The 26,053-nt window shown below is 64.5% G+C and carries 28 protein-coding genes and 1 tRNA gene; 14 read left to right on the top strand and 15 right to left on the bottom strand.

Going from position 1 to position 26,053, the window contains the following annotated elements; genetic code table 11:
- Window positions 1–14 precede the first annotated feature (14 nt).
- From MAB_RS02315 to MAB_RS02305, 3 genes are read right to left on the bottom strand one after another with little or no spacing between them, the layout of a single operon-like run.
- Window positions 15–929 carry an ABC transporter permease gene (locus tag MAB_RS02315; RefSeq protein WP_005113015.1) on the bottom strand — a complete coding sequence of 305 codons (915 nt, stop codon included), beginning with the start codon at window positions 927–929 and terminating at the stop codon, window positions 15–17.
- Complete coding sequence (locus tag MAB_RS02310) at window positions 922–1,893, bottom strand: ABC transporter permease (protein ID WP_005113014.1); 972 nt, start codon at window positions 1,891–1,893, stop codon at window positions 922–924. Before MAB_RS02310 ends, MAB_RS02315 begins: the two co-directional genes overlap by 8 nt.
- Complete coding sequence (locus MAB_RS02305) at window positions 1,890–3,509, bottom strand: peptide ABC transporter substrate-binding protein (RefSeq protein ID WP_005086928.1); 1,620 nt, start codon at window positions 3,507–3,509, stop codon at window positions 1,890–1,892. The genes MAB_RS02310 and MAB_RS02305 overlap by 4 nt, the downstream gene beginning before the upstream one ends.
- Window positions 3,510–3,692: 183 nt before the next feature.
- Between MAB_RS02305 and acs the strand changes: the two genes are divergently transcribed.
- A complete protein-coding gene (acs, locus tag MAB_RS02300; RefSeq protein ID WP_005086931.1) occupies window positions 3,693–5,669 on the top strand; it encodes an acetate--CoA ligase in 1,977 nt (658 codons plus the stop codon).
- Window positions 5,670–5,770: 101 nt separating this feature from the next.
- Here the strand turns inward: acs and MAB_RS02295 are convergent, their stop codons facing one another.
- Window positions 5,771–6,466, bottom strand: coding sequence for a chymotrypsin family serine protease (locus MAB_RS02295; RefSeq protein ID WP_005072578.1), 696 nt, complete (start codon window positions 6,464–6,466; stop codon window positions 5,771–5,773).
- 249 nt (window positions 6,467–6,715) lie between these two features.
- Between MAB_RS02295 and MAB_RS02290 the strand changes: the two genes are divergently transcribed.
- Both MAB_RS02290 and MAB_RS02285 read left to right on the top strand, forming a co-directional pair.
- Complete coding sequence (locus MAB_RS02290) at window positions 6,716–7,237, top strand: phage holin family protein (protein WP_005072577.1); 522 nt, start codon at window positions 6,716–6,718, stop codon at window positions 7,235–7,237.
- 32 nt (window positions 7,238–7,269) lie between these two features.
- Window positions 7,270–8,232 carry an alpha/beta fold hydrolase gene (locus tag MAB_RS02285; protein WP_005083526.1) on the top strand — a complete coding sequence of 321 codons (963 nt, stop codon included), beginning with the start codon at window positions 7,270–7,272 and terminating at the stop codon, window positions 8,230–8,232.
- On the opposite strand, the gene marP is transcribed toward MAB_RS02285, so the two are convergent.
- From marP to nth, 4 genes are read right to left on the bottom strand one after another with little or no spacing between them, the layout of a single operon-like run.
- On the bottom strand, window positions 8,206–9,471 hold the full coding sequence (marP, locus tag MAB_RS02280) for an acid resistance serine protease MarP (protein ID WP_005083527.1): 1,266 nt from the start codon (window positions 9,469–9,471) through the stop codon (window positions 8,206–8,208). The genes MAB_RS02285 and marP overlap by 27 nt on opposite strands.
- A complete protein-coding gene (locus MAB_RS02275; RefSeq protein ID WP_005083528.1) occupies window positions 9,468–10,232 on the bottom strand; it encodes an NUDIX hydrolase in 765 nt (254 codons plus the stop codon). The genes marP and MAB_RS02275 overlap by 4 nt, the downstream gene beginning before the upstream one ends.
- 3 nt (window positions 10,233–10,235) lie before the next feature.
- Entirely contained in the window at window positions 10,236–10,889 is a 654-nt protein-coding gene (locus tag MAB_RS02270; protein WP_005113013.1) for a TlpA family protein disulfide reductase, read from the bottom strand.
- Window position 10,890: 1 nt separating this feature from the next.
- Window positions 10,891–11,643 (bottom strand): endonuclease III, encoded by a 753-nt coding sequence (nth, locus tag MAB_RS02265; RefSeq protein ID WP_014850225.1) that lies wholly within the window; start codon window positions 11,641–11,643, stop codon window positions 10,891–10,893.
- 211 nt (window positions 11,644–11,854) lie between these two features.
- On the opposite strand from nth, the gene MAB_RS02260 reads away from it, so the two are divergent.
- Together MAB_RS02260 and crp are read left to right on the top strand one after the other, a co-directional pair.
- Window positions 11,855–12,217 carry a hypothetical protein gene (locus MAB_RS02260; RefSeq protein WP_005113011.1) on the top strand — a complete coding sequence of 121 codons (363 nt, stop codon included), beginning with the start codon at window positions 11,855–11,857 and terminating at the stop codon, window positions 12,215–12,217.
- Window positions 12,218–12,312: 95 nt separating this feature from the next.
- Window positions 12,313–12,987 (top strand): cAMP-activated global transcriptional regulator CRP, encoded by a 675-nt coding sequence (crp, locus tag MAB_RS02255; protein ID WP_005063269.1) that lies wholly within the window; start codon window positions 12,313–12,315, stop codon window positions 12,985–12,987.
- A gap of 13 nt (window positions 12,988–13,000) precedes the next feature.
- Here the strand turns inward: crp and MAB_RS02250 are convergent, their stop codons facing one another.
- The 4 genes from MAB_RS02250 to MAB_RS02235 are packed head-to-tail and all read right to left on the bottom strand — an operon-like array spanning window position 13,001 to window position 15,269.
- Window positions 13,001–13,846 carry a DMT family transporter gene (locus MAB_RS02250; protein ID WP_005083532.1) on the bottom strand — a complete coding sequence of 282 codons (846 nt, stop codon included), beginning with the start codon at window positions 13,844–13,846 and terminating at the stop codon, window positions 13,001–13,003.
- A gap of 6 nt (window positions 13,847–13,852) precedes the next feature.
- Entirely contained in the window at window positions 13,853–14,638 is a 786-nt protein-coding gene (locus MAB_RS02245) for an MBL fold metallo-hydrolase (protein WP_005063262.1), read from the bottom strand.
- Window positions 14,638–15,111, bottom strand: coding sequence for a RidA family protein (locus MAB_RS02240; RefSeq protein ID WP_005092109.1), 474 nt, complete (start codon window positions 15,109–15,111; stop codon window positions 14,638–14,640). Before MAB_RS02240 ends, MAB_RS02245 begins: the two co-directional genes overlap by 1 nt.
- On the bottom strand, window positions 15,108–15,269 hold the full coding sequence (locus MAB_RS02235) for a Sp36 family protein (protein WP_005063257.1): 162 nt from the start codon (window positions 15,267–15,269) through the stop codon (window positions 15,108–15,110). Before MAB_RS02235 ends, MAB_RS02240 begins: the two co-directional genes overlap by 4 nt.
- Before the next feature lie 58 nt (window positions 15,270–15,327).
- On the opposite strand from MAB_RS02235, the gene bagA reads away from it, so the two are divergent.
- Window positions 15,328–16,371 (top strand): ATPase BagA, encoded by a 1,044-nt coding sequence (gene bagA / locus MAB_RS02230; RefSeq protein WP_012296306.1) that lies wholly within the window; start codon window positions 15,328–15,330, stop codon window positions 16,369–16,371.
- Window positions 16,368–17,489: an ATPase BagB gene (locus MAB_RS02225; protein ID WP_005083535.1), complete on the top strand. Its 1,122-nt coding sequence runs from the start codon at window positions 16,368–16,370 to the stop codon at window positions 17,487–17,489. The genes bagA and MAB_RS02225 overlap by 4 nt, the downstream gene beginning before the upstream one ends.
- 86 nt (window positions 17,490–17,575) lie before the next feature.
- Here MAB_RS02225 and MAB_RS02220 read toward each other — a convergent pair whose 3' ends face one another.
- Window positions 17,576–17,893 carry a WhiB family transcriptional regulator gene (locus tag MAB_RS02220; RefSeq protein WP_005086942.1) on the bottom strand — a complete coding sequence of 106 codons (318 nt, stop codon included), beginning with the start codon at window positions 17,891–17,893 and terminating at the stop codon, window positions 17,576–17,578.
- A gap of 259 nt (window positions 17,894–18,152) precedes the next feature.
- On the opposite strand from MAB_RS02220, the gene ponA2 reads away from it, so the two are divergent.
- The 7 genes from ponA2 to MAB_RS02185 all read left to right on the top strand — a co-directional run bounded on the left by ponA2 (window position 18,153) and on the right by MAB_RS02185 (window position 24,756).
- A complete protein-coding gene (ponA2, locus tag MAB_RS02215) occupies window positions 18,153–20,588 on the top strand; it encodes a transglycosylase/D,D-transpeptidase PonA2 (RefSeq protein WP_012296304.1) in 2,436 nt (811 codons plus the stop codon).
- Between the two features lie 106 nt (window positions 20,589–20,694).
- Complete coding sequence (locus tag MAB_RS02210) at window positions 20,695–21,657, top strand: metallophosphoesterase (RefSeq protein WP_005083536.1); 963 nt, start codon at window positions 20,695–20,697, stop codon at window positions 21,655–21,657.
- Window position 21,658: 1 nt separating this feature from the next.
- Complete coding sequence (gene cds1 / locus MAB_RS02205; RefSeq protein ID WP_005115213.1) at window positions 21,659–22,729, top strand: L-cysteine desulfhydrase Cds1; 1,071 nt, start codon at window positions 21,659–21,661, stop codon at window positions 22,727–22,729.
- Window positions 22,730–22,866: 137 nt separating this feature from the next.
- Window positions 22,867–22,940, top strand: a tRNA-Pro gene (locus MAB_RS02200).
- Between the two features lie 151 nt (window positions 22,941–23,091).
- Window positions 23,092–23,235, top strand: a complete 144-nt coding sequence (locus tag MAB_RS02195; RefSeq protein ID WP_005092105.1) for a hypothetical protein — start codon at window positions 23,092–23,094, stop codon at window positions 23,233–23,235.
- Between the two features lie 69 nt (window positions 23,236–23,304).
- Window positions 23,305–23,892, top strand: coding sequence for a hypothetical protein (locus tag MAB_RS02190; RefSeq protein ID WP_005083540.1), 588 nt, complete (start codon window positions 23,305–23,307; stop codon window positions 23,890–23,892).
- A gap of 147 nt (window positions 23,893–24,039) precedes the next feature.
- Window positions 24,040–24,756, top strand: coding sequence for a GNAT family N-acetyltransferase (locus tag MAB_RS02185; RefSeq protein ID WP_005083541.1), 717 nt, complete (start codon window positions 24,040–24,042; stop codon window positions 24,754–24,756).
- 2 nt (window positions 24,757–24,758) lie between these two features.
- Here MAB_RS02185 and MAB_RS02180 read toward each other — a convergent pair whose 3' ends face one another.
- A complete protein-coding gene (locus MAB_RS02180; RefSeq protein WP_005113010.1) occupies window positions 24,759–25,253 on the bottom strand; it encodes a hypothetical protein in 495 nt (164 codons plus the stop codon).
- A gap of 42 nt (window positions 25,254–25,295) precedes the next feature.
- Window positions 25,296–25,988 (bottom strand): Rv0518 family GDSL lipase, encoded by a 693-nt coding sequence (locus MAB_RS02175; RefSeq protein WP_005065397.1) that lies wholly within the window; start codon window positions 25,986–25,988, stop codon window positions 25,296–25,298.
- Window positions 25,989–26,053: the final 65 nt, after the last annotated feature.

The following is a 26,053-nucleotide window of genomic DNA, read 5'->3' as shown; positions in this document are numbered from 1 at the left end:
GTGGGCACCTCCACCTACCTTCTCCGGGGGTCGAGTGCGTCGCGAAGGGCATCGCCGACCATGATGAAGCCCAGCACGGCCGCCGAGAGGAACAACGCCGGAACGATGACCAGCCGCGGCGTGGAAGCAAATCGCGACTGCCCGTCGTTGATCTGCAATCCCCACGAGATCTCAGGCAGCTCCAGCCCGATGCCCATATAGGTCAGAGTGGCTTCCGCCGCGATGAAGCTGCCCACCGCAATGGTGGCGTACACCAGAACCGGGGCCAACGCATTCGGAAGTATGTGCCGCAGCAGGATTCGCCATGTCGGCGCACCCAGAGCTATGGCGGCCTGCACATAGTCGCTCTGCTTGATGCTCATCACGCTGGAGCGAACCAACCGCATCGATGTCATCCAGCCGAAGGCGATGAGCGCACCGGCGACGCTCCACACCGTGCGATGCCCCACCACCGACAGCAGGATCATCCCGCCCAGAATCGTTGGAATGCCATAAAAGACGTCGGTCAGCCGGGAGAGCGCAGAATCGGCGATGCCTCCGAAGTATCCGGCCAGTGCCCCCACGATGACACCGATGATCAACACACCCACCATTGCGATGAGCCCGATGGTCAGCGAGACCCTGGCCCCGTACACGACATTGGCGTAGTAGTCACAGCCCTGCAGATCGGTGCCCAACCAGTGGGCCGCACTGATCCCCTTGCGCGCCTGGTACAGGTCGCAAGCGCGGGGATCCTTGCCAAAGGTGAACAGCTGCGGAGCAAGCGCCATCAACACCAGGATCGTCAGCAGGATCGACCCGGTGATGAAGAAGCCGCTGCGGCGCAGATACTTCCAGGCGTTGCCCCATAGGTCTGCCTGTTCCGCCAGGGACTCGGCGGTGGCGTCCGGGCCGGACACCGGGCCCGGAGTGTTTACGGGATCACTCATAGCGAATCCTCGGATCCAGCAGCGCGTAAAGAATGTCGACGACGAGATTGAAGAAGATATAGAAAAACACAATGAGGGTCAGGATGCTCACCACTACGGCGCCCTCCTGGTTTCGGACCGCGTCGAATGTCGCACGGCCCAGCCCGGGGATGTTGAACACCGACTCGGTGACGACGGCGCCCGCCAGCAGCGCCCCCACGTCCGCACCGATGAAGGTCACGACGGGAATCAGGCTGTTACGCAGGGTGTGCCGCAGCAGGATGCGCGATTCGGAAATGCCCTTGGCACGTGCGGTACGGACGAACTCGGCATCCATCGTCTCCAGCATCGATGTCCGGGTCAGCCGGGCGACGTACGCCATGGACAGCGAGGCCAGCACCAATCCCGGCAGCAGGAAGCTGTACCACCCGTCGCGGATGCCGGCAATGGGGAACCAGCCGAGTTTGAAGCCGAATAGGTACTGCGCCAGGAAGCCCAGCACGAACACCGGCATCGAGACCAGGAGCGTGGTGGTGACCAGGACCAGGTTGTCGTAGAACGATCCCCGGCGCACCGCACACAAGACGCCGGCGGTGATACCGATGATCGTCTCGAACGCCACGGCTACCACGGTGAGCCGCAGGGTCACCGGCAGACGCTGCGAAACAGTCTGTGCGACAGGGCGTTGCTGAAAGTCGGTGCCGAAGTCGCCGTGTAGGAACCCGACGATGTACTTACCGTATCGCACCAAGAACGGATCGTTGAGATGGAACCGCTCGCGCAGCTGCGCCATGACTTCGGGAGTGAAGGGACGGTCACCGGCCAATGCCCGGATGGGATCACCCGGCAGCGCGTACACCAGACTGTAGATGAGCAGCGACGTCCCGATGAGAACGGGTATCGCGAGCAGCAGCCGCTTGGCGATGTAGCGGAAGAGACCGGCGCTCTGCCAGAACTGTCGAACGTTGCCCAACACGGTGGTCACTGCACCACCTCCACGTCTGCGTACTCAATACAGTCCTGGATGCCGATCTTGACATTGCGCACCCGCTTGGAATGCACCGCCTGGTTGACCTCATAGAAGAGCGGCGCGGCCGGAAGATCCTTGAACAACAGGTCTTCCGCCTTCTGATACGCCTTGGTCGCGAGTTCTACCGTCGGCTCGTTGTTGCCTTGGCGCAGCAGCTCATCGAATGCCGGATTGCTGTAGAACACATAGTTGGAACCGTTCGGAGGCAGGGCTACCGTGCCGTACAGCGACTCCAGGAAGTTATAGATCGACGGATAATCCATGACCCAACCGGACCGGAACGGCCCCGTCATCCCCTTGCCGTCCTGCAGTGGCAGGAACTGTGACCAGGGCAGGCTTTTGAGCAGGTACGGAACTTTCAGATTGGACTGCAGCTGATTGCCGATGGCCTGTACCCAGGACAGTGCCCCCGTGCTCGACGAGCTGTACCACAGCTCAATGGGCTTGTTCCGATCGAAATGGGCCTCGTCGAGCAGCTTGTTGGCCTCATCCACGTGCAGTTCGCAAAGCTTGCCACACGCCCCCTTGCGGTACCCGTAGACCACCGCCGAGCCGTACGAGGTGGCGGGCGTGCGAGTGCCGGAGAAGATTACCTGGGTGATCGCCTCCCTGTCGATGGCCATGGAAATAGCCTGCCGCACACGCACATCGCGATATCGCGGGTCGTACATCGGGAATCCCAACGACGTGATATCCGGGCGGGGTCGTTCCAGATACGCCGACCCGAATTCGGCCTTGGCGTTCTCGTAGGCGGCGTCGGGAAGGTCCAGTTGAATGTCCAGTGCCCCGGCCTGCATATCGGTGTAGGCGGTCAGGCCCTCGGTGTACACCCGCCAAATCAGACCCTTGGCCTTGGCCTTTTTCTCCCCGGCGTACTGGTCGTACCGGCTGAGGGTGAATCCGACACCACGCACCCAATCACCGTCGGCCTTGAACGGGCCATTGCCGATGGGGTGCACCCCGAACTTGACCGGGTCCCGGAAGAACGCCTTGGGCAGGGGCAGAAACGCTGTGTACCCCAAGGTCATCGGATAGATCGCGAACGGCGTGTTGAGGCGCACGGTGAAGGTGACGTCATCCACGACGTGCAACCCGCGCATCTGTGTGGCCCGCGGCGCGATCTTGTGTGCCGGGTCACCCTGGAGATCATCGAAGCCGTCAACATTGGCGAGGAAGCTGGAGGACCCCTGGGCATTGGTGCTCAGGGCGGTGTAGTTCCAGGCATCGACGTAGGACTGGGCGGTGACCGGTTCCCCGTTGTGGAACGTCCACCCGGGTTTGAGCTTGATCGTCCAGTTGACGTTGTCGTGACTGGTGATGGATTCGGCCACCCCGGTGTACTCCACCGCAGCGGTCTCGTTGTTGAACTCGACCAGCGCGGTGAATAGCGAGCGCAGGATCCGACCACCCTGATTCTCAGTGGTGTTTCCCGGCACCAAGGTGTGCTCAGGTTCGGTGATGTACATGCTGAAGTAGCCGGGAGGCGCCGGAGTGACGAGGTCACCGCAGCCGGCGGGCAGGACGGCGACAATGCCGACAAGCAACACGATGGCCAGTCGGCGCAACCTCATCCTCGCCCTTTCCTCGGTAGCTGAATAGGTAGGACGAACCATAGGCGGGTAACGCGCCGATGTCTCTCCATCGACACACCAGCGCGCCCGCTTCTGAACGACAACTCCAATTACTTCTCGGTAACCATGACCGCCCACTAGGCTTTTGGATCGGACCTGTCTAGGGCAGAAAGGCCAGATCAGATGACCGAAACCAGCATCGAGCCGGACAGCTATCCGCCGTCGCCGGAATTCGTAGCGACAGCGAATGCGACCGCCGACCTCTACCAGGCGGCCGAGGAAGATCGGCTCGGGTTCTGGGAGCAACAGGCCGGCCGCCTGCACTGGGACGAGCCCTTCGGGCAGGTTCTCGACTGGTCCGACGCGCCCTTCGCGAAGTGGTTTGTGGGCGGCAAGCTCAACGTCGCGTACAACTGCGTCGACCGGCATGTAGAGGCCGGCAACGGCGATCGGGTCGCCATCCACTGGGAGGGCGAACCGGGCGACACCCGCACCATCACCTATGCCGAGCTGCTGGCTCAGGTCAGTCAGGCCGCCAACTACCTGACCGAACTCGGCCTGGTATCCGGTGACCGGGTGGCCATTTACATGCCGATGCTGCCCGAGGCCATCGTGGCGATGCTGGCATGTGCGCGGCTGGGTCTGATGCACAGCGTCGTCTTTGCGGGATTCTCCGCGGCAGCGCTGCGCGCCCGCATCGATGACGCACAGGCCAAGCTGGTCATCACCTCCGACGGCCAATGGCGCCGCGGCACCGCCGCCCCCTTGAAGAGTCAGGTAGACGAAGCCCTGGGAGCCGCGGGGCCGGCGACATCAGACCTGGGCGGTGAGCCGAGCTCTGTCGAGCACGTTCTGGTGGTGCGCCGCACCGAGATTCCGGTCGAATGGACCGAGGGCCGGGACCTGTGGTGGCACGAGACGGTCGACAAGGCTGACACCACCCACACTGCTGAACCTTTCGATTCCGAGCATCCGCTGTTCCTGCTGTACACCTCCGGAACCACCGGTAAGCCCAAGGGCATCGTGCACACCTCGGGCGGCTTCCTGACGCAGACGTCGTACACCCACTTCAACATCTTCGACCTCAAGCCCGAGACCGATGTGTACTGGTGCACAGCCGATATCGGCTGGGTTACCGGACACACCTACATCGTCTACGGCCCGCTCTCCAACGGCGCTACCCAGGTGGTGTATGAGGGAACGCCCACCTCCCCGAACGAACATCGTCACTTCGAGATCATCGAAAAGTACGGCGTCACCATCTATTACATCGCGCCCACCCTGGTCAGGACATTCATGAAATGGGGCCGCGAGATCCCATTCGCGCATGATCTGTCCAGCCTGCGGCTGCTCGGCAGTGTCGGCGAGCCGATCAACCCCGAGGCCTGGCGCTGGTACCGCGAGGTCATCGGCGGCAACCGCACACCGATCGTGGACACCTGGTGGCAGACGGAGACCGGCTCGGCCATGATTTCTCCGCTGCCCGGCGTCACCGAGACCAAACCCGGTTCCGCGATGCGCGCGGTCCCCGGCATTTCCGCGAAAATCGTTGATGACGAAGGAAATCAGCTGGAGCCCGCGAGCGGCGATGAACCGGTCACCGGGTATTTGGTGCTGGACAAGCCGTGGCCGTCGATGCTGCGCGGGATCTGGGGCGACCCGGAGCGGTTCAAGGAGACGTACTGGTCCCGCTACGCCGAGCAGGGCTGGTACTTCGCCGGCGACGGCGCACGTTACGACAGCGACGGTGCCATCTGGGTCCTGGGGCGCATCGACGACGTCATGAACATCTCCGGGCACCGGATCTCCACCGCCGAGGTGGAGTCCGCACTGGTCGGACACGACGGTGTCGCCGAGGCGGCCGTCGTCGGCGCCTCCGACGAAACGACCGGACAGGCGATCGTGGCCTTCGTGATCCTGAAGGCCAGCCACACCGTCGAAGGCGACGAACTCGTCTCACACCTGAAAGCTCAGGTTTCCAAAGAGATTTCGCCGATCGCCAAGCCGCGAGAGATTCACGTGGTGCCGGAGCTACCCAAGACACGCAGCGGCAAGATCATGCGGCGGCTGCTGCGTGATGTGGCCGAGGGACGCGAACTGGGCGACACCTCAACGCTGGTGGATCCGAGCGTCTTCGAGGCGATCAGGGCCAGTAAGTAGCCGCCGTTCCCCATACTGCGTCGACACGCCGCGTTTTGCGAGCCTTACTCGCGAAATGCATCACAAAACGGCGTGTCGATGCATAAGAAGATGCATGAGAACTAGCCGACCGGGGTGAAACCCACTCCGGCGGTACGGTTCTTGGCGTTGATATCGGCCAGCACGGTGTTGATCGAGTACGTGGTGGTCGGCGTATGCAATGGAATGTATTTGATGACGCACACGGGCAGCTTGGTGGCCGCGCCATGGATCATGCCGACCAGCTGTCCGTTCACAGTCACCGGAGCTCCCGAGTCACCCGGCTGGCCACAAACCTGGTTGATGAATGTGCCCGGCTCGGCTCCTGCCCCGAATGTCACCCCACACGAGTTGCCGGTGGTGCGTCCCAGCTTGCAGGCGATATCACCCGGCTGAGGATCAGGCCCGATTCCGGTGATGGTGAAGCCCTTGTAGGTGGACACCGGCTGTACCTTCTCCGGATCGAACTGGATGGTGGCGTAGTCGTACTGCTCGTTTCCGTTGACGAACTTGCCCAGCACACCCTTCTTGGGAAAGTCCTCGGAGGCCACCTGCGAGCCGGCGCCGCCGCAGTGTGCGGAGGTAAAGCCCACGAGATTGCCCTTGCCGTCGTGGCCGATCGTCGTCAGCGTGCACAGGGTGTCGCCGTTGATGATGAGCCCGGCTCCGCCGCCCATCGGCACCTTGTCGTCGGCACCCGCCGCCGGAGCCGCTGCGGCCGGTATCGCGGCCGCGAACAGGCCAAACAGCGCAATCAGGACCGGCAACCCGTACCGCATCCGTCGCCCAGATGACCTCATGTCCAGCAGCCCTTCTCACTCCGGCCGCATCTCTCCCCCGGTCGGCCACGCGTACGCCATTCTAATCAAGATTCACACTGGCCACTTCTGTCACAGTGCTATCGATTGGGTAACAACGCCCCCAGGCCAGACGCGCCGCAGCCCCGGCGCCGCCGACGTGGCAACATAGGCCGCAACTAGATTTCACCGGAAGCACACCGGACCCGCGAGGGACACGGAGGGAGCACAGTGAGCAGCCCTGGAAGCCGCAACTACCGCACGGACAGCAATGGCGTTCCGATCACCGTCGCCGCCATCCCGCTGTCTGATCCGAACGCGACCGGCACCGGCGAACCCACCATCGGCAATCTCGTCCGGGACGCCACCACCCAGGTTTCCGCCCTGGTGCGTGCCGAGGTCGAGCTTGCCCGCGCCGAGGTCATCCGGGACGTCAAGAAGGGCGTGGCGGGCAGCATCTTCTTCATCGCCGCTCTGGTGGTTCTCTTCTACTCGACGTTCTTCTTCTTCTTTTTCGCCGCCGAAGTGCTCAAGATCTGGCTGCCCGCCTGGGCTGCCTACCTGATCATCTTCGCCGCCATGGTGTTCGTCGCGGTGCTGGCGGTTCTCATCGGCTATCTGCAAGTCAGACGCATCCGCGGACCACAGGCAACCATCGAGAGCGTCAAGGAGACGGCCAACGTCTTCAGCCGCGAGGATGAGGCACCCTCGGACACCAAAGCCATCAAGCCCGTAGACCCGTCGGGCTGGTAGCCGTCTGACGTCGGCCCGGTACCGACACCTCCATGCTGTTCGACCAGACAGCTCGTCACCCCGATCCATCCGTGGTCCGTATCAGTGGCCCGTGGCGTCACTTCGACGTACATGCCAACGGGATTCGGTTCCACGTGGTGGAAGCCGACGCCCAGGACGCACCGACCGCACCCGTTACAAGCCGTCCACTGGTGCTGCTGCTCCACGGGTTTGGCTCCTTCTGGTGGTCATGGCGCCATCAACTCGGCGCTCTTCCCGGTGCCCGGGTGGTGGCTGTCGACCTGCGTGGTTACGGCGGCAGCGACAAGCCGCCACGTGGATACGACGGATGGACCCTCGCCGGCGACACCGCCGGATTGATTCGGGCTCTGGGCCACACCTCGGCCACGCTGGTCGGGCATGCCGAAGGCGGACTGGTCTGCTGGGCCACTGCTAACCTGCATCCCCGCCTGGTCAATGCCATTGCGGTGATCAGCTCACCGCATCCGATCGCCCTGCGCACCTCGACGTTCCGCGGAACCGGACAAGGCGGGGCACTGCTGCCCTCACTGATGCGTTACCAAGTGCCGATCCTGCCCGAGCGCACCCTAACCCGTCATCGCGCCGCCGAGCTGGAGCGTCTGGTGCGCTCGCGTGCGGGCACCCGCTGGACCAGCACCGACGACTTTGCGCAGAGCATGAAGCACCTGCGCACCGCAATCTGCATTCCCGGGGTGGCCCACTGTGCGCTGGAATATCAGCGCTGGGCGGTGCGCAGCCAATTGCGCAGCGAAGGTTGGCGTTTCATGCGGTCCATGAATCGCGAGCTGTCGGTTCCGGTGCTGCACATGCGCGGCGAGTCGGATCCGTATGTGCTCGCCGACCCGGTGCATCGCTCACTGCCGTACGCGCCCAACGGGCAGTTCGTCGCGCTACGCGGGGTGGGCCACTACGTCCACGAGGAAGACCCCGCCGCTGTGAACGAACATCTACGGCGCTTTACCGGGCACCGGTGACTGCGGGCCGTTGACGGGCTGCTCGGTCGGCCTATTGGCTTCGGCCGCGGAGACGCAACTGCCGGTGGCCACAGGGTCGGCTAGGTCCGCCTTGGCGAGCTGATCCTTGACCTGCTTGGCAGTGAGCGCGAAACCGGTGTCGTCATCGTCGATCGCCGCCCCGAAGACCACACCGAGCACACGGCCTTCCGTATCGATCAACGGACCGCCCGAATTACCTTGTAGCACCGAGCCCCTGACGGTGTACACCTCGCGGGTCACCGTGATGGAGCGGTAGATGTCCGGTCCCTTCAGTTCGATGATCTCGCGCACCCGCGCCGGTGACGCCTTGTAATCCCCACCGCCCGGGTACCCGAGGACGATCGCGTCGTCACCGGTCTTGGCCGGTTTGGACGCGAACACCAACGGCGCCGCGGGCATATCGGGCACCGCGAGAATCGAGATGTCGGCGTTCGGGTCATAGGACACCACACTGGCGTCGTAGGTCTGCCCCGCCGACTCGACGGTCACGCTGTTGGTGCCGGCCACGACGTGAGCGTTCGACATGACCCGATGCGGCGCGATGACGAATCCGGTTCCCTCCAGCGATTTTTGGCAGCTGCGTGCGATGCCCTTGATCTTGACGACGCTCGGCTCCGACCCCCGCACCACCGGACCGTCGGCAAGCGTCGCGTCGGGTGCGTCCACCGCGGCGATCGGTGTCTTGCCAAACGGCTGCAGCACGCTGGGCAACCCGGAGGTGTCCAACAGCTTCGACAGGTCGTTGGGCACCTTGCGCAGCTGGTCGGGGGCGTACTTGTCGACCTGGCTCAGCACCTTCGATTCACGCGCTGCCGCAGAGATATTCGGTTGATTGGAGCTCTGCATCGGGATGGAGAGCAGCCACGCGGCCACCAGAACCGCGGCCACCTGCAGCACCACACCCACCACCGAATCGCCGGTGCGCAGCACTCGATTTCTGATGGCGCCACGCATCGCCCGGCCCAACACCACGCCGGCGACCTCGCCGATGACCACCAGTACCAGGATGAGCAGCAGCGAGGCAAAGAGCTTGGTGCGCGAACCCTCGATATTGGCCACCACATGCGGCGCCAGCATGATGCCCGCCACCGCACCCAAGATCACCCCGACGAAAGACATCAGGGAGCCCAGTGCGCCGGAACGCCATCCGGATACCGCGGCGATGAAAGCGACAGCGATGACACCGATATCGAGCCACTGCGACGGATTCAGATTCATACCGACCCTCCCAGGTGCTCGGCCAGCAGCTCATCAAGATCACGGAGGTTATGAGTGTCCCATGGCTGCGCCCAGCCGGACACCTCCAACATCGCCGAGATGATCTGCCCGGTGAAACCCCAGACCAACATCCCCGGCAGCAGGAAGGCCGGGCCGCTATAGCGAATTCCAAATGTCTTCTTGGTCACCATGATCCGATTGGTGGGGTCGACAAGGTCACCGATCTTTACCCGCGACACCTCCGCGGTCTCGCCGGGATCAACGGCAAGCACCGGGCCGGGGTCGGGCGAGTACGCCAGCACCGGCGAGACGTGAAAACCGGACGGGGGGATGAATAGCGATTCCATCACCGTCAACGGTTGTACGCGGGCGGGGTCCAGGCCCGTTTCCTCCTGAGCCTCACGCAAGGCCGTGCCTACCGGGCCGCCGTCGCCCGGGTCGGTGGCGCCGCCCGGGAACGACACCTGTCCGCTGTGCTGGCGCAGGGTCGATGCCCGCACCGTCAGCAGCAGGTCCGCCTCGGTCGGGTCGGTCACGGCGCCATCGGCAGACACCAATACCAGAACGGCGGCCGGACGGCCGGAAGACGGCAACTTGCGCGCTTGCAGGATCGCTTTGACCGCAGGGTGCACGCCCCTGCCGTAGATGTCCTTCACACTGGCGGCGTTGTCCACCAAGGGGCGCATCCAGTCCGGGGCGGCATCGGGACTCAGCGGCGCTGTCGCCAATCCTCTTCGCGCGAATGGCTCATCGGCTGTCACGACCTAGAACCTCATTCCCAACGCTTGTTCCACTTCAGCACCGATCTCATCCGCCGAAGTGAACGAACGCGGTAGCACTTGGGCAACGCTACCGTCCGCGCGTATCAAAATCGTGGTGGGCATGACATTCGGTGACTTCAGCGCGGCCGCGATACGACGAGCGCCGTCCTGGATCATTGGCAGGCGCACGTGCAACTCGGCGAGCCTGTTCAACCCGGCGGCCTCGTTCTCGTCCTGGTGCACCGTGATGACGGTTAGCTTGTCACCGGCGCGGCGCTGCAATTCGGCCATGGCGGGCAGCTCATCTGCGCAGGGTCCGCACCAGTAGGCCCACAGATTCAGCACCACCTGTCGCCCGGCAAGTACCGGCCCCACCGGAACCCGCACGCCGCTGCATTCCAGCGTTATCCCGGCCAGTGCCGGCGTGCCCGGATCGGGATTCGCCGCCGGACACGAGGGCAATTGCGCCTGACGCCGCAACTCCGCCAGGGCTTCGGGGGTCTCAGCATCTCGGCGCTCGCGGGCTGCTACCTGCTGCTGCCCCTGTGGTCCGCGCCGCTGCTGATCGTGTTGCTGCGACAACATGACGGCGATCAGCGCCGCGACCAGCACCACCCCGGCGATCGTCCACCGGGCCCCGGTGTTGAGTCGGGCCACGTCACAACCCGGCCAACGCCAGCAGGTGCTCGGTCTCCGGGCCCTTCACCAGTGGCGCAGCCACCTCCGGGTCCGTCGGGCCCAGGCCATAGGACGGACAGTCCTTGGCCAGCACGCAGACTCCGCAGGCGGGTTTGCGCGCATGGCACACGCGACGGCCGTGAAAGATCACCCGGTGGCTGAGTAACGTCCACTCCTTGCGCTCGATGAGCTCACCGACGAGGTGCTCGACCTTCACCGGGTCTTCTTCCTCGGTCCAGCGCCAGCGGCGCACCAACCGACCGAAATGCGTGTCGACGGTGATGCCCGGAATATCAAAGGCATTGCCCAGGATCACATTTGCGGTCTTGCGCCCGATGCCGGGCAGCGTCACCAGATCCTTCAACCGCGGCGGGATCTCTCCGCCGAAGCGCTCCACCAGCTGTGTGCCCAACCCCATGATCGAGTTGGCCTTGTTCCGATAGAAGCCGGTGGTGCGAATCATCTCTTCGAGCTCGGCGCGGTTGGCACCCGCGTAGTCCTCGGCGGTGCGATATTTGGCGAACAACGCGGGCGTCACCATGTTGACGCGGACATCGGTGCATTGGGCCGACAGGATGGTCGCCACCGCCAGCTCCAGCGGGTTGGTAAAGTCGAGCTCACAGTAGACGTGCGGAAACGCCTGCGCCAGAGTGCGATTCATCCGCCGGGCGCGACGGACCAATCCTGTGTGCGTCTCGGGCTTCCAAGCACGGACCGGCGCTGGGGCCTTCACCGACGATTTCGCTCTGGGCTTAGCGGCTGATCCGGTTGTTGGCACAATCCCAGGGTAGCCGCGGGCCAGGACAAGGGCTGGGTCGGCCCGCACGCCATTTCGCCCCGTGCGCAGGACAAACCGGTTGTTTTTCGTGACCTCGCCGAGACCTTGAACGTGTTTACTTCAACCCGTGTCGGGCCTATTCGGTTTATTGGTACCCGGACTTCTCATGCTTGCCAGCCTTGGGTTGGGAAAGCTGGAAGCCGGGTTGATGCGGCATACCTTGCAGCCGAGTGAAGTCGCCGATTTTCTGGACCAAGCGAGTCCGTCGGACATGAATCGTCTCGCCCGCGACGGCATGCCGTCGGCCATCGAGGGTTTGCACCGGCGGCAACTGCAACGCATCGAGCCGTCTCTGGAAGCGGTCTACCAGGCCACCACAAACAGCTACAACCATCCGACTTCGCGCACGGGCACAAGCACCGCACGCTCGCGGGGAAATGGCCCCAGCCTGCGTGAAGAGAGCATTTCTTCGATGCGCTCACGGCATTCGGTGGTGGATTCACTGCGTGCCGGTGGTGCAGCGGTGTAGCTTGGATCACGTTCTTTGGCGACCTGGCCTCTAGACTCATGTCGAGGCAAGCAGGCCTGCGCAAGCATGACTAACAATTTGGGTAAGGGGCAAACGTGGACGAGATCCTGGCCAGGGCCGGAATCTTCCAGGGTGTCGAACCGAGCGCCGTCTCGGCGCTGACCAAGCAGCTACAGCCGGTTGACTTTCCGCGCGGACACACGGTGTTCGCCGAAGGCGAGCCTGGCGACCGTCTGTACATCATCATCACCGGCAAGGTGAAGATCGGGCGCCGATCACCCGATGGCCGTGAGAACCTACTGACGATCATGGGCCCGTCGGACATGTTCGGTGAGCTGTCGATCTTCGACCCCGGCCCCCGGACGTCGAGCGCCACCACCATCACCGAGGTGCGTGCCGTGTCGATGGACCGGGACGCACTGCGCGCCTGGATCGCCGACCGCCCGGAGATCGCCGAGCAGCTGCTGCGCGTCTTGGCCCGCCGCCTGCGCCGCACCAACAACAATCTCGCCGATTTGATCTTCACCGATGTGCCCGGCCGCGTGGCCAAGCAACTGCTGCAGCTGGCTCAGCGGTTCGGCACCCAGGAGGGTGGCGCGCTCCGCGTGACGCACGACCTGACGCAGGAAGAGATCGCCCAGCTGGTAGGTGCGTCCCGCGAGACCGTGAACAAGGCCCTGGCCGATTTCGCGCACCGCGGCTGGATCCGCCTGGAGGGCAAGAGCGTCCTGATCTCGGACTCCGAGCGTCTGGCACGCCGCGCGCGTTGATTTCCCGTGTATGTCAGCGCGCCGCGCTGAACACCACGACAGCTACGCACACAAGCGTCAGCACCGCACCGGTCTGTTGAACCCTGCTGAGGCGCTCATGAAGTACCAACCGGGCGATGAGGACCGTCACCACCGGGTATAGCGAGGACAGCACGGCGGCGACAGCCAGGCTGCCGTGCCCGGCGGCGTAGGCGAACAGCAGCATGGCCGAGGTGTCGAGCACACCGGCGAAGGGCACCACCCCGAACGGTGGACGCAGGTTTTCGCGCAGGTTGTTCCAGCTCAGCGCCCCGAGTATCAGGATCAGCACGACCTCGGTAGCGCGGGAGACCACCACCGCCTCCACGGGGTGATACCTACCGGCCTCGGCCAGCAGGATCATGCAGATCCCGAACATCACCATGCAGAAGAACGACCACACCAGCACCTGTCGTCCCGGCCGCTGCCCGTCGAGTCCTTCGGAGGCCGAGGCCAGCATGACCCCGACGAGGGTGCCGCCCAACCCCAGATACGTCAGGCCCGCGAGCGACTGCCCGATCACGGTGCCCCACAGCACCGGTACCACCGCACCGACCGCCGCAATCGGTGACACCACACCCATCGGCCCAATCGCAAGGGCGCGATACAGCGCGTACAGAGCCGCGAAAGCGGCTGGACCGGAAAGCATTCCGAGTAGGGTGCGGCCATCGAAATGCGTGGAGGCGGTGAGCACGGACACCAGCCCGACCACCGCCAGCCCGACGGGCCGACTCAACGCGAGTACTGCCAGGGTCGACCGCCGCTTGCTCGCATGCCCGCCGATGAAGTCACTGATGCCCCAGCTCAGTGAGCCCGCGAGGGCAAGGGGAATCGAGTTCACCGCTGGCTAAACAGTACGCAGGTAGTCCAGTTGCGCCTGGACCGACCATTCGGCCGCACCCCACAGCGACGGGTCCACATCGGTGTACACGAATTCGACAACCTGCCGTGCCGAGGCGTCTTCTCCCAGCGCCGCCAGCGCCGCGCGCACCTGGTCCAAACGCTGCTCGCGGTGGGCCAGGTATTCGGCCGATGCCGCCGACAGATCGCTCAGTTCCGGGCCGTGGCCGGGCAGCACGGTCCGCTTACCCAGACCCTCAAGGCGTTTCAAAGATTCCAAGTAGTCACCGAGACCCCCGCCGTCCTGTGCGATCACCGTGGTACCCCGACCCAGGATGGTGTCGGCCGTCAGCACCGCGTCGTCCAGAACGAAGGACACCGAATCGTCGCTGTGCCCGGGCGTGGCCAGCACCGAGATCGACAACCCCGCGACGTCGATGCGCTCGCCGTCTGTCAGCGCCACCGAGTCGCCACGCAGCCATGCCGGATCCACCGCACGCGCCGGGGCGCCGGTCAGTTCGACCAGCCGGTCGACACCACCGGTGTGATCGAAATGCCGGTGGCTCACCAGTACCAGGGCCACCTTGCCGATCTTGGCGAGCTGCTCGACGTGCACGTCGGGATCACCGGTGGCCACTCCGGGGCCCGGATCGACGATCACGATCTCGTCGCTGCCCGGTGCACGCAACACCCAGGTGTTGGTGCCCTCAAGCGTCATCATCCCCGGGTTATTGGCCAGCAGCACCGAGGCGGTCTCGGTGACCGGCCGCAGTTGCCCGTAGGCGGGGTGCACTATGCGGACACTTCCTCTCGGACCTCCACCACGATCTCGACTTCCACGGGGGCGTTGATCGGCAACTCGGCAACACCAACCGCCGAACGCGCATGCACGCCCGCTTCCCCGAATATCTCCCCCAGCAGCTCCGAGGCCCCGTTCACCACACCCGGCTGGCCGGTGAATCCCGGTGCCGATGCGACGAATCCGACAACCTTGACCACCTTCACGACATTGTTGATCCCGACGAGGGCATCCACGGCTGCCACCGCGTTGAGCGCGCAGATCCGCGCCAGGGCCTTGGCATCCTCCGGCGACACCTCGGCACCCACCTTGCCCGCGGTGGCCAGATTGCCGTCCACCATGGGCAGTTGTCCGGAGGTGTAGACGTGGTTACCACTGCGTACCGCGGGCTGATACGCCGCCAACGGCGCAGCGACGGCCGGCAGCTCGATACCCAGCTCGGCCAGGCGGGCGCTGTGCGTGCTCATTTCGACCTCTTCAGGTAGGCGACGTGCTGTTCACCGGTGGGCCCGGGCAGCACACTCACCAGCTCCCAGCCATCGCTTCCCCATTGGTCCAGGATCTGCTTGGTGGCGTGTGTCAACAGCGGGACGGTCGCGTACTCCCACGCGGTGCGTTCGGTCATATACGCACCCTAGGGCGTTCGCGATTGCCAGTCGATGGCGGACAGTTAGCATGCTCGCGTGGTGAACACTTCCCCTGACTCCCCCAGCGACGCGGCGGCGGGGCCCCCTTTAACTACCTGGCCTGCGCGAGTCGCGAATGCACGACTGCACTTCGTGACCGGCAAGGGCGGGACCGGAAAGTCCACCATCGCCGCGGCGCTGGCTCTCGCCCTGGCCGCGGGCGGCCGCAAGGTGCTGCTGGTCGAGGTCGAAAACAGGCAGGGCATCGCCCAGCTTTTCGATGTGCCACCGCTGGCGCCTAAGGAACTCAAGATCGCGACCGCCGAAGGCGGTGGGGTGGTGAACGCACTCGCCATCGAGATCGAGACGGCGTTCATGGAATACCTCGACATGTTCTACAACCTGGGCCTGGCCGGACGTGCGATGAAGCGCATCGGTGCCATCGAGTTCGCCACCACCATCGCACCGGGCCTGCGTGACGTGATTTTGACCGGAAAAATCAAGGAGTGCATCGTCCGCACCGACAAGTCCGGGCGGCATGTGTACGACGCGGTGGTGGTCGACGCTCCACCCACCGGGCGGATCGCCCGCTTCCTGGATGTGACGTCCGCGCTGTCCGATATCGCCAAGGGCGGCCCGATCCATTCGCAGTCCGAGGGCGTGCGCAGGTTGCTGCACTCGGATCAGACCGCCATCCACCTGGTGACCCTCCTCGAGGCCCTGCCCATGCAGGAAACGGCCGAGGCCATCGCAGAACTCAGCGAGATGGGCCTGCCGGTCGGCAGTGTCATCGTCAATCGGACCGTGGTGGCGCATCTGTCTCCCGCGGATCTTGACAAGGCCGCCGAGGGCGTCATCGACGCGGACGCGGTACGTAAGGCGTTGGACGAGAACAATGTAACGCTCTCCGATGCCGACTTCGCCGGTCTGCTCACCGAGACCATCGAGCACGCGACCCGGATGCGGGCGCGCGCTGAGAGCGAAGAACTCCTCGGCGAGCTCCACATTCCGCGTCTGGAATTGCCCACTCTGGCTGACGGTGTCGACCTGGGCAGCCTCTACGAACTGGCCGATCACCTGGCCGAGCAGGGAGTCCGATGAGCAACACACCTGCCGTTTTGGACATGGCGGCCATCCTCGAAGACCGCAAGAATCGCGTCGTAGTCTGTTGCGGTGCAGGCGGTGTCGGAAAAACGACGACGGCAGCCTCGGTCGCGCTGCGCGCCGCGGAGTATGGCCGCACCGTTGTGGTGCTGACGATCGACCCGGCGCGCCGGCTAGCACAGTCGCTGGGCATCGAGGCACTCGGTAACACCCCGCAGCAGGTGCAGATCGAGGGCCTCAAGGGCGAGCTGTACGCGATGATGCTGGATATGCGTCGCACCTTCGACGAGCTGGTGATTCAGCACGCGGGATCCGATCGCGCGCAATCGATTCTGGATAATAAGTTCTATCAGACCGTCGCCACCTCCATGTCGGGCACGCAGGAGTACATGGCCATGGAGAAATTGGGCCAGCTTCTCCACGAGGACAAGTGGGACCTGATCGTGGTGGACACGCCCCCGTCCCGTAACGCGTTGGACTTCCTGGATGCCCCAAAGCGGTTGGGCAGCTTCATGGATGGACGTCTTTGGAAGATGCTACTGGGTTCCAGCCGCGGACTGGGCCGCATTGTCACGGGCGCGGTCGGCCTGGCCATGAAGGCCCTGTCCACAGTGCTGGGCTCCCAATTGCTTTCCGATGCTTCGATGTTCGTGCAGTCACTGGACTCCACATTCGGCGGATTCCGGGAAAAGGCAGACCGCACCTATGAATTGCTGCGCCGGCGTAGCACTCAGTTCGTCGTGGTTTCTGCCGCCGAACCGGACGCCCTGCGTGAGGCCACCTTCTTCGTCGAGCGGCTGACGCAGGAGGGCATGCCGCTGGCGGGCCTGATCCTCAACCGCACCCACCCCACGCTGTCGAGCCTCACCGTCGAACGGGCCGTCGATCTCGCCGACAACCTCGATGAATCGGGTGAATACAGCCTGCCCGGTGCGGTGCTGAGGATTCACGCCGAGCGCGCGGCGACCGCCAAGCGCGAGATCCGGCTGCTGTCGCGCTTCACCAGCGCCAACCCGACAGTTCCGATCGTCGGAGTGCCGTCGCTCCCCTTCGATGTCTCCGACGTCGAAGCGCTGCGCGCCATCGCCGATCAGATCACCGGCGTCGCTTCCTGAGCCAGATACACGTCGAGTGTCGACTTCTCGGCTAGAAGTTCGAGAGAACTACCCGAAATGTCGACACTCGACGGAAAAGAACCTCGTTAGACGGCGCTCTTGTGCTTGCGCTGCGCGGCGAAGAAGTCAGCCCACGACTCCACCTCGGGGTGAGCCTTCAGCATCGCCCGACGCTGCCGTTCGGTCAGACCGCCCCAAACACCGAACTCCACGCGGTTATCCAGCGCATCGGCACCGCATTCCATCATCACCGGGCAGTGCCGGCAGATGACCGCGGCCTTGCGCTGCGCCGCGCCGCGTACGAACAACTCGTCAGGGTCGCCCTGTCTGCATCTGGCCTGGGAAACCCAAGCAATGCGAGCTTCTCCACCATCGATCGATACCGCCGTATGCAAAGCACTCATGGCTGGCCGTGAAGCTGACACTGGCAATCCCTTCTGTCACGAGCGGCCCACCAAGAGGCGTGGGCCACAGTCCGCTTGGTGTGTAACTTGAATCACACCGTGAGATCAAGTTAGTGGTCAGGGGTCCTCAACGCAACACCTGGTCGTAATTTTTTGGGACGGTTGTGCCGACAACGTCTTTTCATCGCCCCGAGCGAGCCCCGTGTTACCAATCAACTACCCCGCAGACACCTCTGGGGATGCCACGTACCCTGTGCCTATGCCAGAGCGGCTGTCCCCCCAGATACCCCCCTCCGTGACCCTCGCGAAGCTCGCGGGCTGCGGACTTGTCGCGGCGGTGATCCTGGCCGGGCTGATGTTCCCCTTCGCGGGTGGATTCGGGCTGGCCTCCAATCGCGCATCCGACGTGGTGGCCAATGGCTCCACTCAGTTGCTTCAGGGTGAGGTGCCCGCCGTCACCACGGTGGAGGACGCCAAGGGCAACAAGATCGCCTATCTGTACACCCAACGACGCTTCGAGGTGTCGGCCGACGAGATCGCCGACACCATGAAGCTGGCCCTGCTGTCCATCGAGGACAAGCGCTTCACCTCACATAACGGCGTCGACTGGAAGGGCACGCTCGGCGGACTGGCCGGATACGCCTCCGGGGATGAGGACACCCGCGGCGGTTCGACCATCGAGCAGCAGTACGTGAAGAACTACCAGCTGCTGGTGGTGGCCAAGACGGACGCCGAGCGCAAGGCCGCCATCGAGACCACTCCCGCCCGCAAGTTACGCGAGATCCGGATGGCGCTGCGGCTGGACCAGACCTTCACCAAGCAGGAAATCCTGACCCGGTACCTGAACCTGGTGTCCTTCGGTAACAACTCGTTCGGCGTGCAGGATGCCGCACAGACCTATTTCGGCGTCGACGCGAAGGACCTGAACTGGCAGCAGGCCGCGTTGTTGGCGGGCATGGTGCAGTCCACCTCCGGGCTCAATCCCTACGTCAACCCCGAACGCGCCCTGGCCCGGCGGAACCTGGTGCTCGACACCATGATCGCCAACTCTCCCGATAAGAAGGGCGAGCTGCTGGCCGCCAAGGCACAGCCCCTCGGCGTGTTGCCCCAGCCCAACGAGCTGCCGCGCGGCTGCATCGCCGCTGGTGACCGCGCATTCTTCTGCGATTACGTGCTCGACTACCTGGCCAAGTCCGGCATCAGCAAGGACCAGGTGATGAAGGGCGGATACCTCATCCGCACCACCCTGGACCCGGATGTGCAGAACTCGGTGAAGCAGGCGGTCTCGCATGTCGCCGATCCCGGCCTCAATGGCATCGCCAACGTCATGAGCGTCATCAAGCCGGGACAGACCAGCCACCCCATCTTGGCGATGGCTTCCAGCCGCACCTACGGTCTGGACGGAAACGCCTTCCAAACCATGCAGCCGCAGCCCTTCTCCCTGGTCGGTGACGGTGCCGGGTCGATCTTCAAGATCTTCACGGTTGCCGCGGCCATGGATATGGGCATGGGCATCAACACCGTGCTCGACGTGCCGCCCACCTTCGCGGCCAAGGGCCTGGGCAGCAGCGACGGCTCCAAGGGCTGCCCCAAGGACAACTGGTGCGTCAAGAACGTCGGCAACTACCGCTCCCCGATGAGCGTCACCGACGCCCTCGCGACCTCCCCGAACACCGCGTTCGCCAAGCTGATTCAGTCGATCGGCGTGTCCAAGGCGGTCGATATGGCCGTGAAGTTGGGGATGCGCTCCTATGCGGAGCCGGGTACCGCCAAGCCGTATGACCCCGAAGGCGACGAAAGCCTGGCCGAATACATCAAGAAGTACAACCTGGGATCGTTCACCCTCGGCCCGATTCAGATCAACCCGCTCGAGCTGTCCAACGTGGCGGCCACCTTGGCCTCCGGCGGCAAGTGGTGCCCGCCGAACCCCATCGACAAGGTCTTCGATCGTCACGGCAAGGAAGTACCGACGACGGTCGAGGCCTGTGAGCAGGTGGTGCCTACCGGGCTGGCCAACACCCTGGCCAACGCCCTGAGCAAGGACGATCAACCCGGCGGTACTGCCGCCGGTTCGGCCGGATCGGTCGGATGGAACCTGCCGCTGTCCAGCAAGACCGGTACCACCGAGGCGCACCGCTCATCGGCGTTCCTGGGGTACACCAACAACCTGGCCGGGGCGAGCTACATCTACGACGACTCGACCACCCCGGGCGATCTGTGCTCGTTCCCGCTGCGCAAGTGCGGCGACGGAAATCTGTACGGCGGTAATGAGCCCGCGCGCGCCTGGTTCGAGGCGATGAAGCCGATCGCCGACAACTACGGCCCGACGGTGCTGCCGCCCACCGAACCCCGATACGTCGAAGGCGGCCCGGGATCGAAGGTGCCCAGCATCAACGGTCTGCGCGAGCCCGAGGCGCGTGACGTTCTCAAGAAGGCGGGCTTCAGGGTGGCCGATCAGGCCAGCTCGGTGAACAGCACGGCACCGTTCAACGAGGTCGTGGGCACCAGCCCGTCCGGGACCACCATTCCTGGCTCCGTGATCACCATCCTGATGAGCAATGGCATCCCGCCGGCGCCACCACCCCTTGTCATTCCGGGTATCCCCGGCGCTCCGCCTGGCGAGATGACCACCACGATCGTCAACATCCCGGGCCTGCCGCCCATCACCGTGCCGGTGCTGGCGCCACCCCCGTGATCTAGCTCTCGGTCGTCGCACCAGGCTGCTCATCCGTGACGAGAAATGCGCCACGTTTTGTGCAGGTGATCCGGGGTCCCTCAGCATTCGGAGTTACCCTCGGATGATGAGCACGTCGTTGAACACGGTTATCAAGCGGGCGGCTGCCTACTCGGCGGGCTCGGCCGCGCTTGGCATCGGGTACGCGTCGATCATCGAACGCAACGCGTTCACGGTCCGCGAGGCGACGATGGATGTGCTCGATCCCGGCGCGTCTCCACTGCGGGTGCTGCACATCAGTGATATCCACATGCGGCCCGGTCAGCGTCTCAAGCAGGCTTGGCTGCGTGAGTTGGCGCAGTGGCAACCGGACCTGGTGATCAACACCGGCGACAATCTCGCACACCCCAAGGCGGTCTCGTCGGTGGTGCAATCCCTGGGTGATTTGCTTTCCATCCCCGGGCTTTTCGTCTTCGGAAGCAACGACTACTTCGGCCCCCGCCTCAAGAACCCGGCCAAATATCTGTACAAGAGCCATGAGCGCAAGCATGGCGAGCCGCTGCCGTGGCAGGACCTGCGCGCTGCGTTCACCGAGCGTGGTTGGCACGACATGACCCACACCCGCCGCGAGATCGAGGTCGGCGGTGTCCGCATCGCGGCTGCCGGGGTGGATGATCCGCATCTGCACCGGGACCGATACGACACCATCGCCGGCATGCCGAACCCCCTGGCGACATTGCGACTGGGCCTGACTCACTCCCCCGAACCGCGGGTGCTGGATCGCTTCGCCGAGGACGGCTATCAGCTGGTGATGGCCGGACACACCCACGGCGGTCAGCTGTGCCTGCCGCTCTACGGCGCGATCGTCACCAACTGCGAGCTGGACCGCTCTCGGGTGAAAGGCCCCTCGCAGTGGGGTTCACACATGCAGCTGCACGTGTCGGCGGGCATCGGAACGTCGCCGTTCGCGCCCATGCGATTCTTCTGCCGCCCGGAGGCGACACTGCTGACCCTGGTTCCGGCTCGCACCAGCGGCCACGGGGCCGACGCCGAATCCGGCGATCGCTCGCCCAGCGCCACCGTGCAGTGACGTGAGCCGTGCATGGGCCGATAACGCGGTTCGATTGATCGAGGCCGACGCCCGTCGCAGTGCCGATACCCATCTGCTGCGATATCCGCTGCCCGCGGCATGGGCCGACACCGTGGATGTGCAGTTGTATCTCAAGGACGAGTCGACGCACATCACCGGCAGCCTGAAACATCGTTTGGCGCGTTCACTTTTCCTGTACGCACTGTGCAACGGGTTCATCGGCGAGAACACCACCATCGTGGAGGCCTCTTCCGGGTCGACGGCGGTCTCGGAGGCCTATTTCGCACAGCTGCTCGGGTTGCCGTTCATCGCGGTGATGACGGCCTCGACCAGCCCCAGTAAGATCGCATTGATCGAATCACAGGGTGGCCGTTGTCATTTCGTCGATGAAGCGCAACAGGTGTACGCCGAGGCGCAGCGGCTCGCCGACGAGACCGGTGGCCACTATCTGGACCAGTTCACCAACGCCGAACGAGCCACCGACTGGCGCGGCAACAACAACATCGCCGAGTCGATCTTTACCCAGATGCATCACGAAAAGCACCCGCTGCCAACGTGGATCGTGGTCGGCGCGGGCACCGGCGGCACCAGCGCAACCATCGGCCGCTACATCCGGTACCGGCGCTACCCCACTCAGTTATGCGTGGTGGATCCGGACAACTCCGCGTTCTATCCCTCGTATCTCGCCAGACGTGATGTGGTGACAGGGATTTCGTCGCGAATCGAGGGCATTGGCCGGCCCCGTGTCGAGCCGTCGTTCCTGCCGTCGGTGGTGGACCGCATGGAGCAGATACCCGACGCCTACTCGGTGGCGCTCACCCGGCATGCCAGCGCGGTACTGGGCCGCCGGGTGGGTGCGTCGACGGGAACCAACCTGTGCGGCGCGTTCCGGCTGATCTCGGAGATGGCCGCCACCGGCCTCGGCGGTTCGGTGGTGACGCTGCTGGCCGATAGCGGCGACCGATACGCCGACACCTATTTCAACGACGACTGGGTGACCGAGCAGGGGTTCGATCTGCTGGGGCCGTCGGTACGGCTGGCCGAGTTCGAGGATGCCGGGCGCTGGGACTAGCCCGGGCGCCACGTTGCGTACGCGACGTGCGGCGTGTTTCCGTGCGCGACGCCGCACTCGACGGCAGGTCACAGGCCTGCTGACCAACGCATTCGCGACCAACGGCCCCGATGCGATACCCTTGCGAGGCTTCAAAGCGGGGTGTGGCGCAGCTTGGTAGCGCGCTTCGTTCGGGACGAAGAGGTCGTGGGTTCGAATCCCGCCACCCCGACTGAGCTGAGAGGTGAGCGATCCCGCTCGTTCACCCGAGGCGAGGGAGAGGGTAGGAGGCGCATAGCGCCGAATACCCCGACGCTAGAAGTTAAGGCCCGGCCAGGGACTCCCGGTCGGGCCTTTTTTCATTGGCATGACAGGGTGGAGGCATGGATGTCTCTGCGCTCGCGTCGCATCCCGTTGCCCTTGCGGCGGTCGCCATCGCGCTGCTTTTCGCCTGGAAGCTGCGCAAGGCCGTGATGCTGATCGGTGTGCTGGCAGCGGTAGTCCTGCTAGTTGCCCTGTATCGGTAACAGCTAAGGCGGAGCGCGCGACATTTCTTTCGGTAAGGTTTGTCAAAACCCGACGAATGGGAGCTTTACATGAAGAAACGCCTCGTGAGCGCCGGCGTGATCGCGCTGGCCGCCGCACTCAGCGGGCCTGCTGCCCTGGCCGCCGCAGCCCCGGCCGATGAACAGCAGATCAGGGACATCGTCGCTGGTGAGGCGGCGGCCATCAAGTCGCTCGACAATGCCAAGCTCTCGACGTTCTTCTGCGACAAGTTCCGCGGCGTGGTGGCCTCCAAGACCGCCGATGACCAGATTCCCCCGCTGAGCCAGGTGGCCGGCTACGGGCCTCAGATGATCAGCGCGGTGGCTTCGGCAGCGGGTGTCTCCGGGCCGACCACGCAGGCGCTGACCACTGCGATCCAGAACAACGACGACAAGGCCTACCGGTCCTCGTTCCACAACGCGGCCCGCGAGGTGCTCTCCGGTGTGACCTACAACGTCTCCGACGTCAACGTCACCGCACCGACGGCCACCGCGGATGTCACCGCGCAGGGCCACGATGTCACTGCCAACCAGCAGCGTGAGTTCGTGCAGGAAAACGGAAAGTGGAAGGACTGCACCGATCCGGAGAAGCGCGCCCAGACCTCGGGCAACCCGCTGCTCACGTCGCTGCTGAACTGACACGCACCAGCACGTAGAACAGGCCGCCTGCGTCCTTCGGGATGCGGGCGGCCTGTTTCGTCACTGCCCCCTCAATATTCGGTGGCGCCGCCCCGGCCAGATCTCTAGCCTGGATCCGTTTGTGCCGTAACCGAACAGATAGAGCCCATGCCTAGCTTCTCTCCGATCATCACCGATTTCTGGCGCACGTATCTCCGCCGCGGCACCATTCTGAGGGACGCAGTGGACTTCCAACTCGCCGTCAGCCCCGAACTCCACGAAGACACCGAGCTGATGATGCTCCAGACGGTTGCCGGTAAGACCAGCGCCGTCGTCACGCCCGAGCTTGCCGATCGCGCGGGATTCGATGGCTTCCCACCAGTTTCAGACACCGAGCTCCGGACCCGGCTCGACAAGGCCGGCCTGAGCCTGCATGGCGCCGATAATCTTTTCTATTTCACCGATGAAGCCCGCGCCACACTCCTGGCCAAGCTGCCCACCGGAGACATCCGGCAACTGACCGCGGACGACGCGGCCATCTTCAATGCCTTCGAATCTGCTGCAACAGAAGAAGATCTGGACGATGCCCAGGTGGAGCTGGATCACTGGGCGGTGTTCGGGTCGTTCGACAATGGCCGTCTGGTCGGAGTAGCCAGCATGTACCAGTGGGAAGACGCACCCATCATGGATCTCGGGGTGTTGGTCCTGCCGATCTTCCGCGGCAAGAGGCATGCCCAACGGTTGGTGCGCGCGGCGTTCCGGTATGCCTGCACCCGGGGCTACGAGCCGCAGTACCGCTGCCAGTTGGATAACGCGGCATCAAGCGCGCTGGCGCCCATTGCGGGGCTCACCCTGTTCGGCACCCTGGACGTCATCGCGAGCTAGCGCTACCGCGCCGTCACCGGCATGTCGATGGTCTCTGATGTGCCGTCACGGCCGGTGATGACCAGCTTGGTGTACTGCCACCATCCGCTGTCGTCGGGAAGCGACCGCGCGTCGTGGAAGGTCAGTGTCACGTCCCGCCGGGTTGTCCCGCCCGTCGCGCAATCGGGCACGCAGTCCTTCGTGGCGCGGATGGCGTGCCCGCCGGCCTGCTGCTCAGTCCAGCTGTCCCAGGTGATGTCGACGAGCATGTCTCCGGCGTCGGCGGGGGTCAGCACAATCTCGACGGGCTTGACCTCGGGCTGCTGCGTCACCGGGTTCCAGTAGACGCCACCCGGCGGCACCACCCGACGCGACGGCTCGGCCCGGCCCGGCGAGGCCGCTGCTGCCGGCGTGGACGTCTGCCGTATCGAATTCGAGGTCGAGTTCGGGGCGGCACCGCAGCCCGCAAAAACACACGCCGCCAAGGTAATTCCGGCGAACAACACGAACCGCGTCATGTTCAGACCGTACCCGCGAATTGGCTACAGTCGTTGTCCAGCTCAGAGCCTGCGGGTCAGCCGGGTACCGATGAGCGGGGCGATCTTGTCGGCCAGGTAGGCGTGCCCCGCGTCGTTCGGGTGCACACCGTCCGAGCCGATCAGCTCCGGGCGCCCGACGAACCAGCGTTCGGCCAGCGGGTCCACCCAGGAGGCGCCGACCGCGCGGGCCTCGGTGTACAGGATGTCCCGCAGCTGAGTCACCACCTCGGGGACATCGGCTGTCGGCCAGGGCGGACCGATGACGAGCAGTTTGGCCGCGGGCGCCATGCGCCGCGCCGATTCCAGGGTGTTGCGCGTGACCTCGGCATACGTCTCGGGATCGACGCCCTGGTCGTTACGCGAGCCGAAGAAGACGACAAGCTCGTCGTCGGGATGCACGACACGACCGGTGAGGTCGGCGAAGACGCTGCCGTGGTCGCCACGCACGCCGTACCCCGCGCGACCCTCGGCGGCAACATCGGCACTGACGCGCACGCCCTCACGGTTCAGGATCCGCCAGGCAATGGACGTCCAAGATTTGGCGCCCAGGCCGCCTTCCTTGGTGCCGGTGGTATACGAATCACTGACCACCGCGACATGGTTCAGCCCCGATCCGGAGTAGGCGAGCCGGTACGGCCGCACCGGCGCCGGCCGCTCTGCGGCCACGCCAAAGAGAAACGCAAATGCGATGATGAACGCGGCCAGACGGACCACTGCTACCTCCACTGTCCCCAGCATTTTACGGGCACCAAACCCGGCTGCGGCACAGCGTTATTCGT

This window comes from Mycobacteroides abscessus ATCC 19977, assembly GCF_000069185.1.
Taxonomy (GTDB): Bacteria; Actinomycetota; Actinomycetes; order Mycobacteriales; family Mycobacteriaceae; genus Mycobacterium; species Mycobacterium abscessus.
This window is presented reverse-complemented; position numbering and strand designations above follow the sequence as displayed.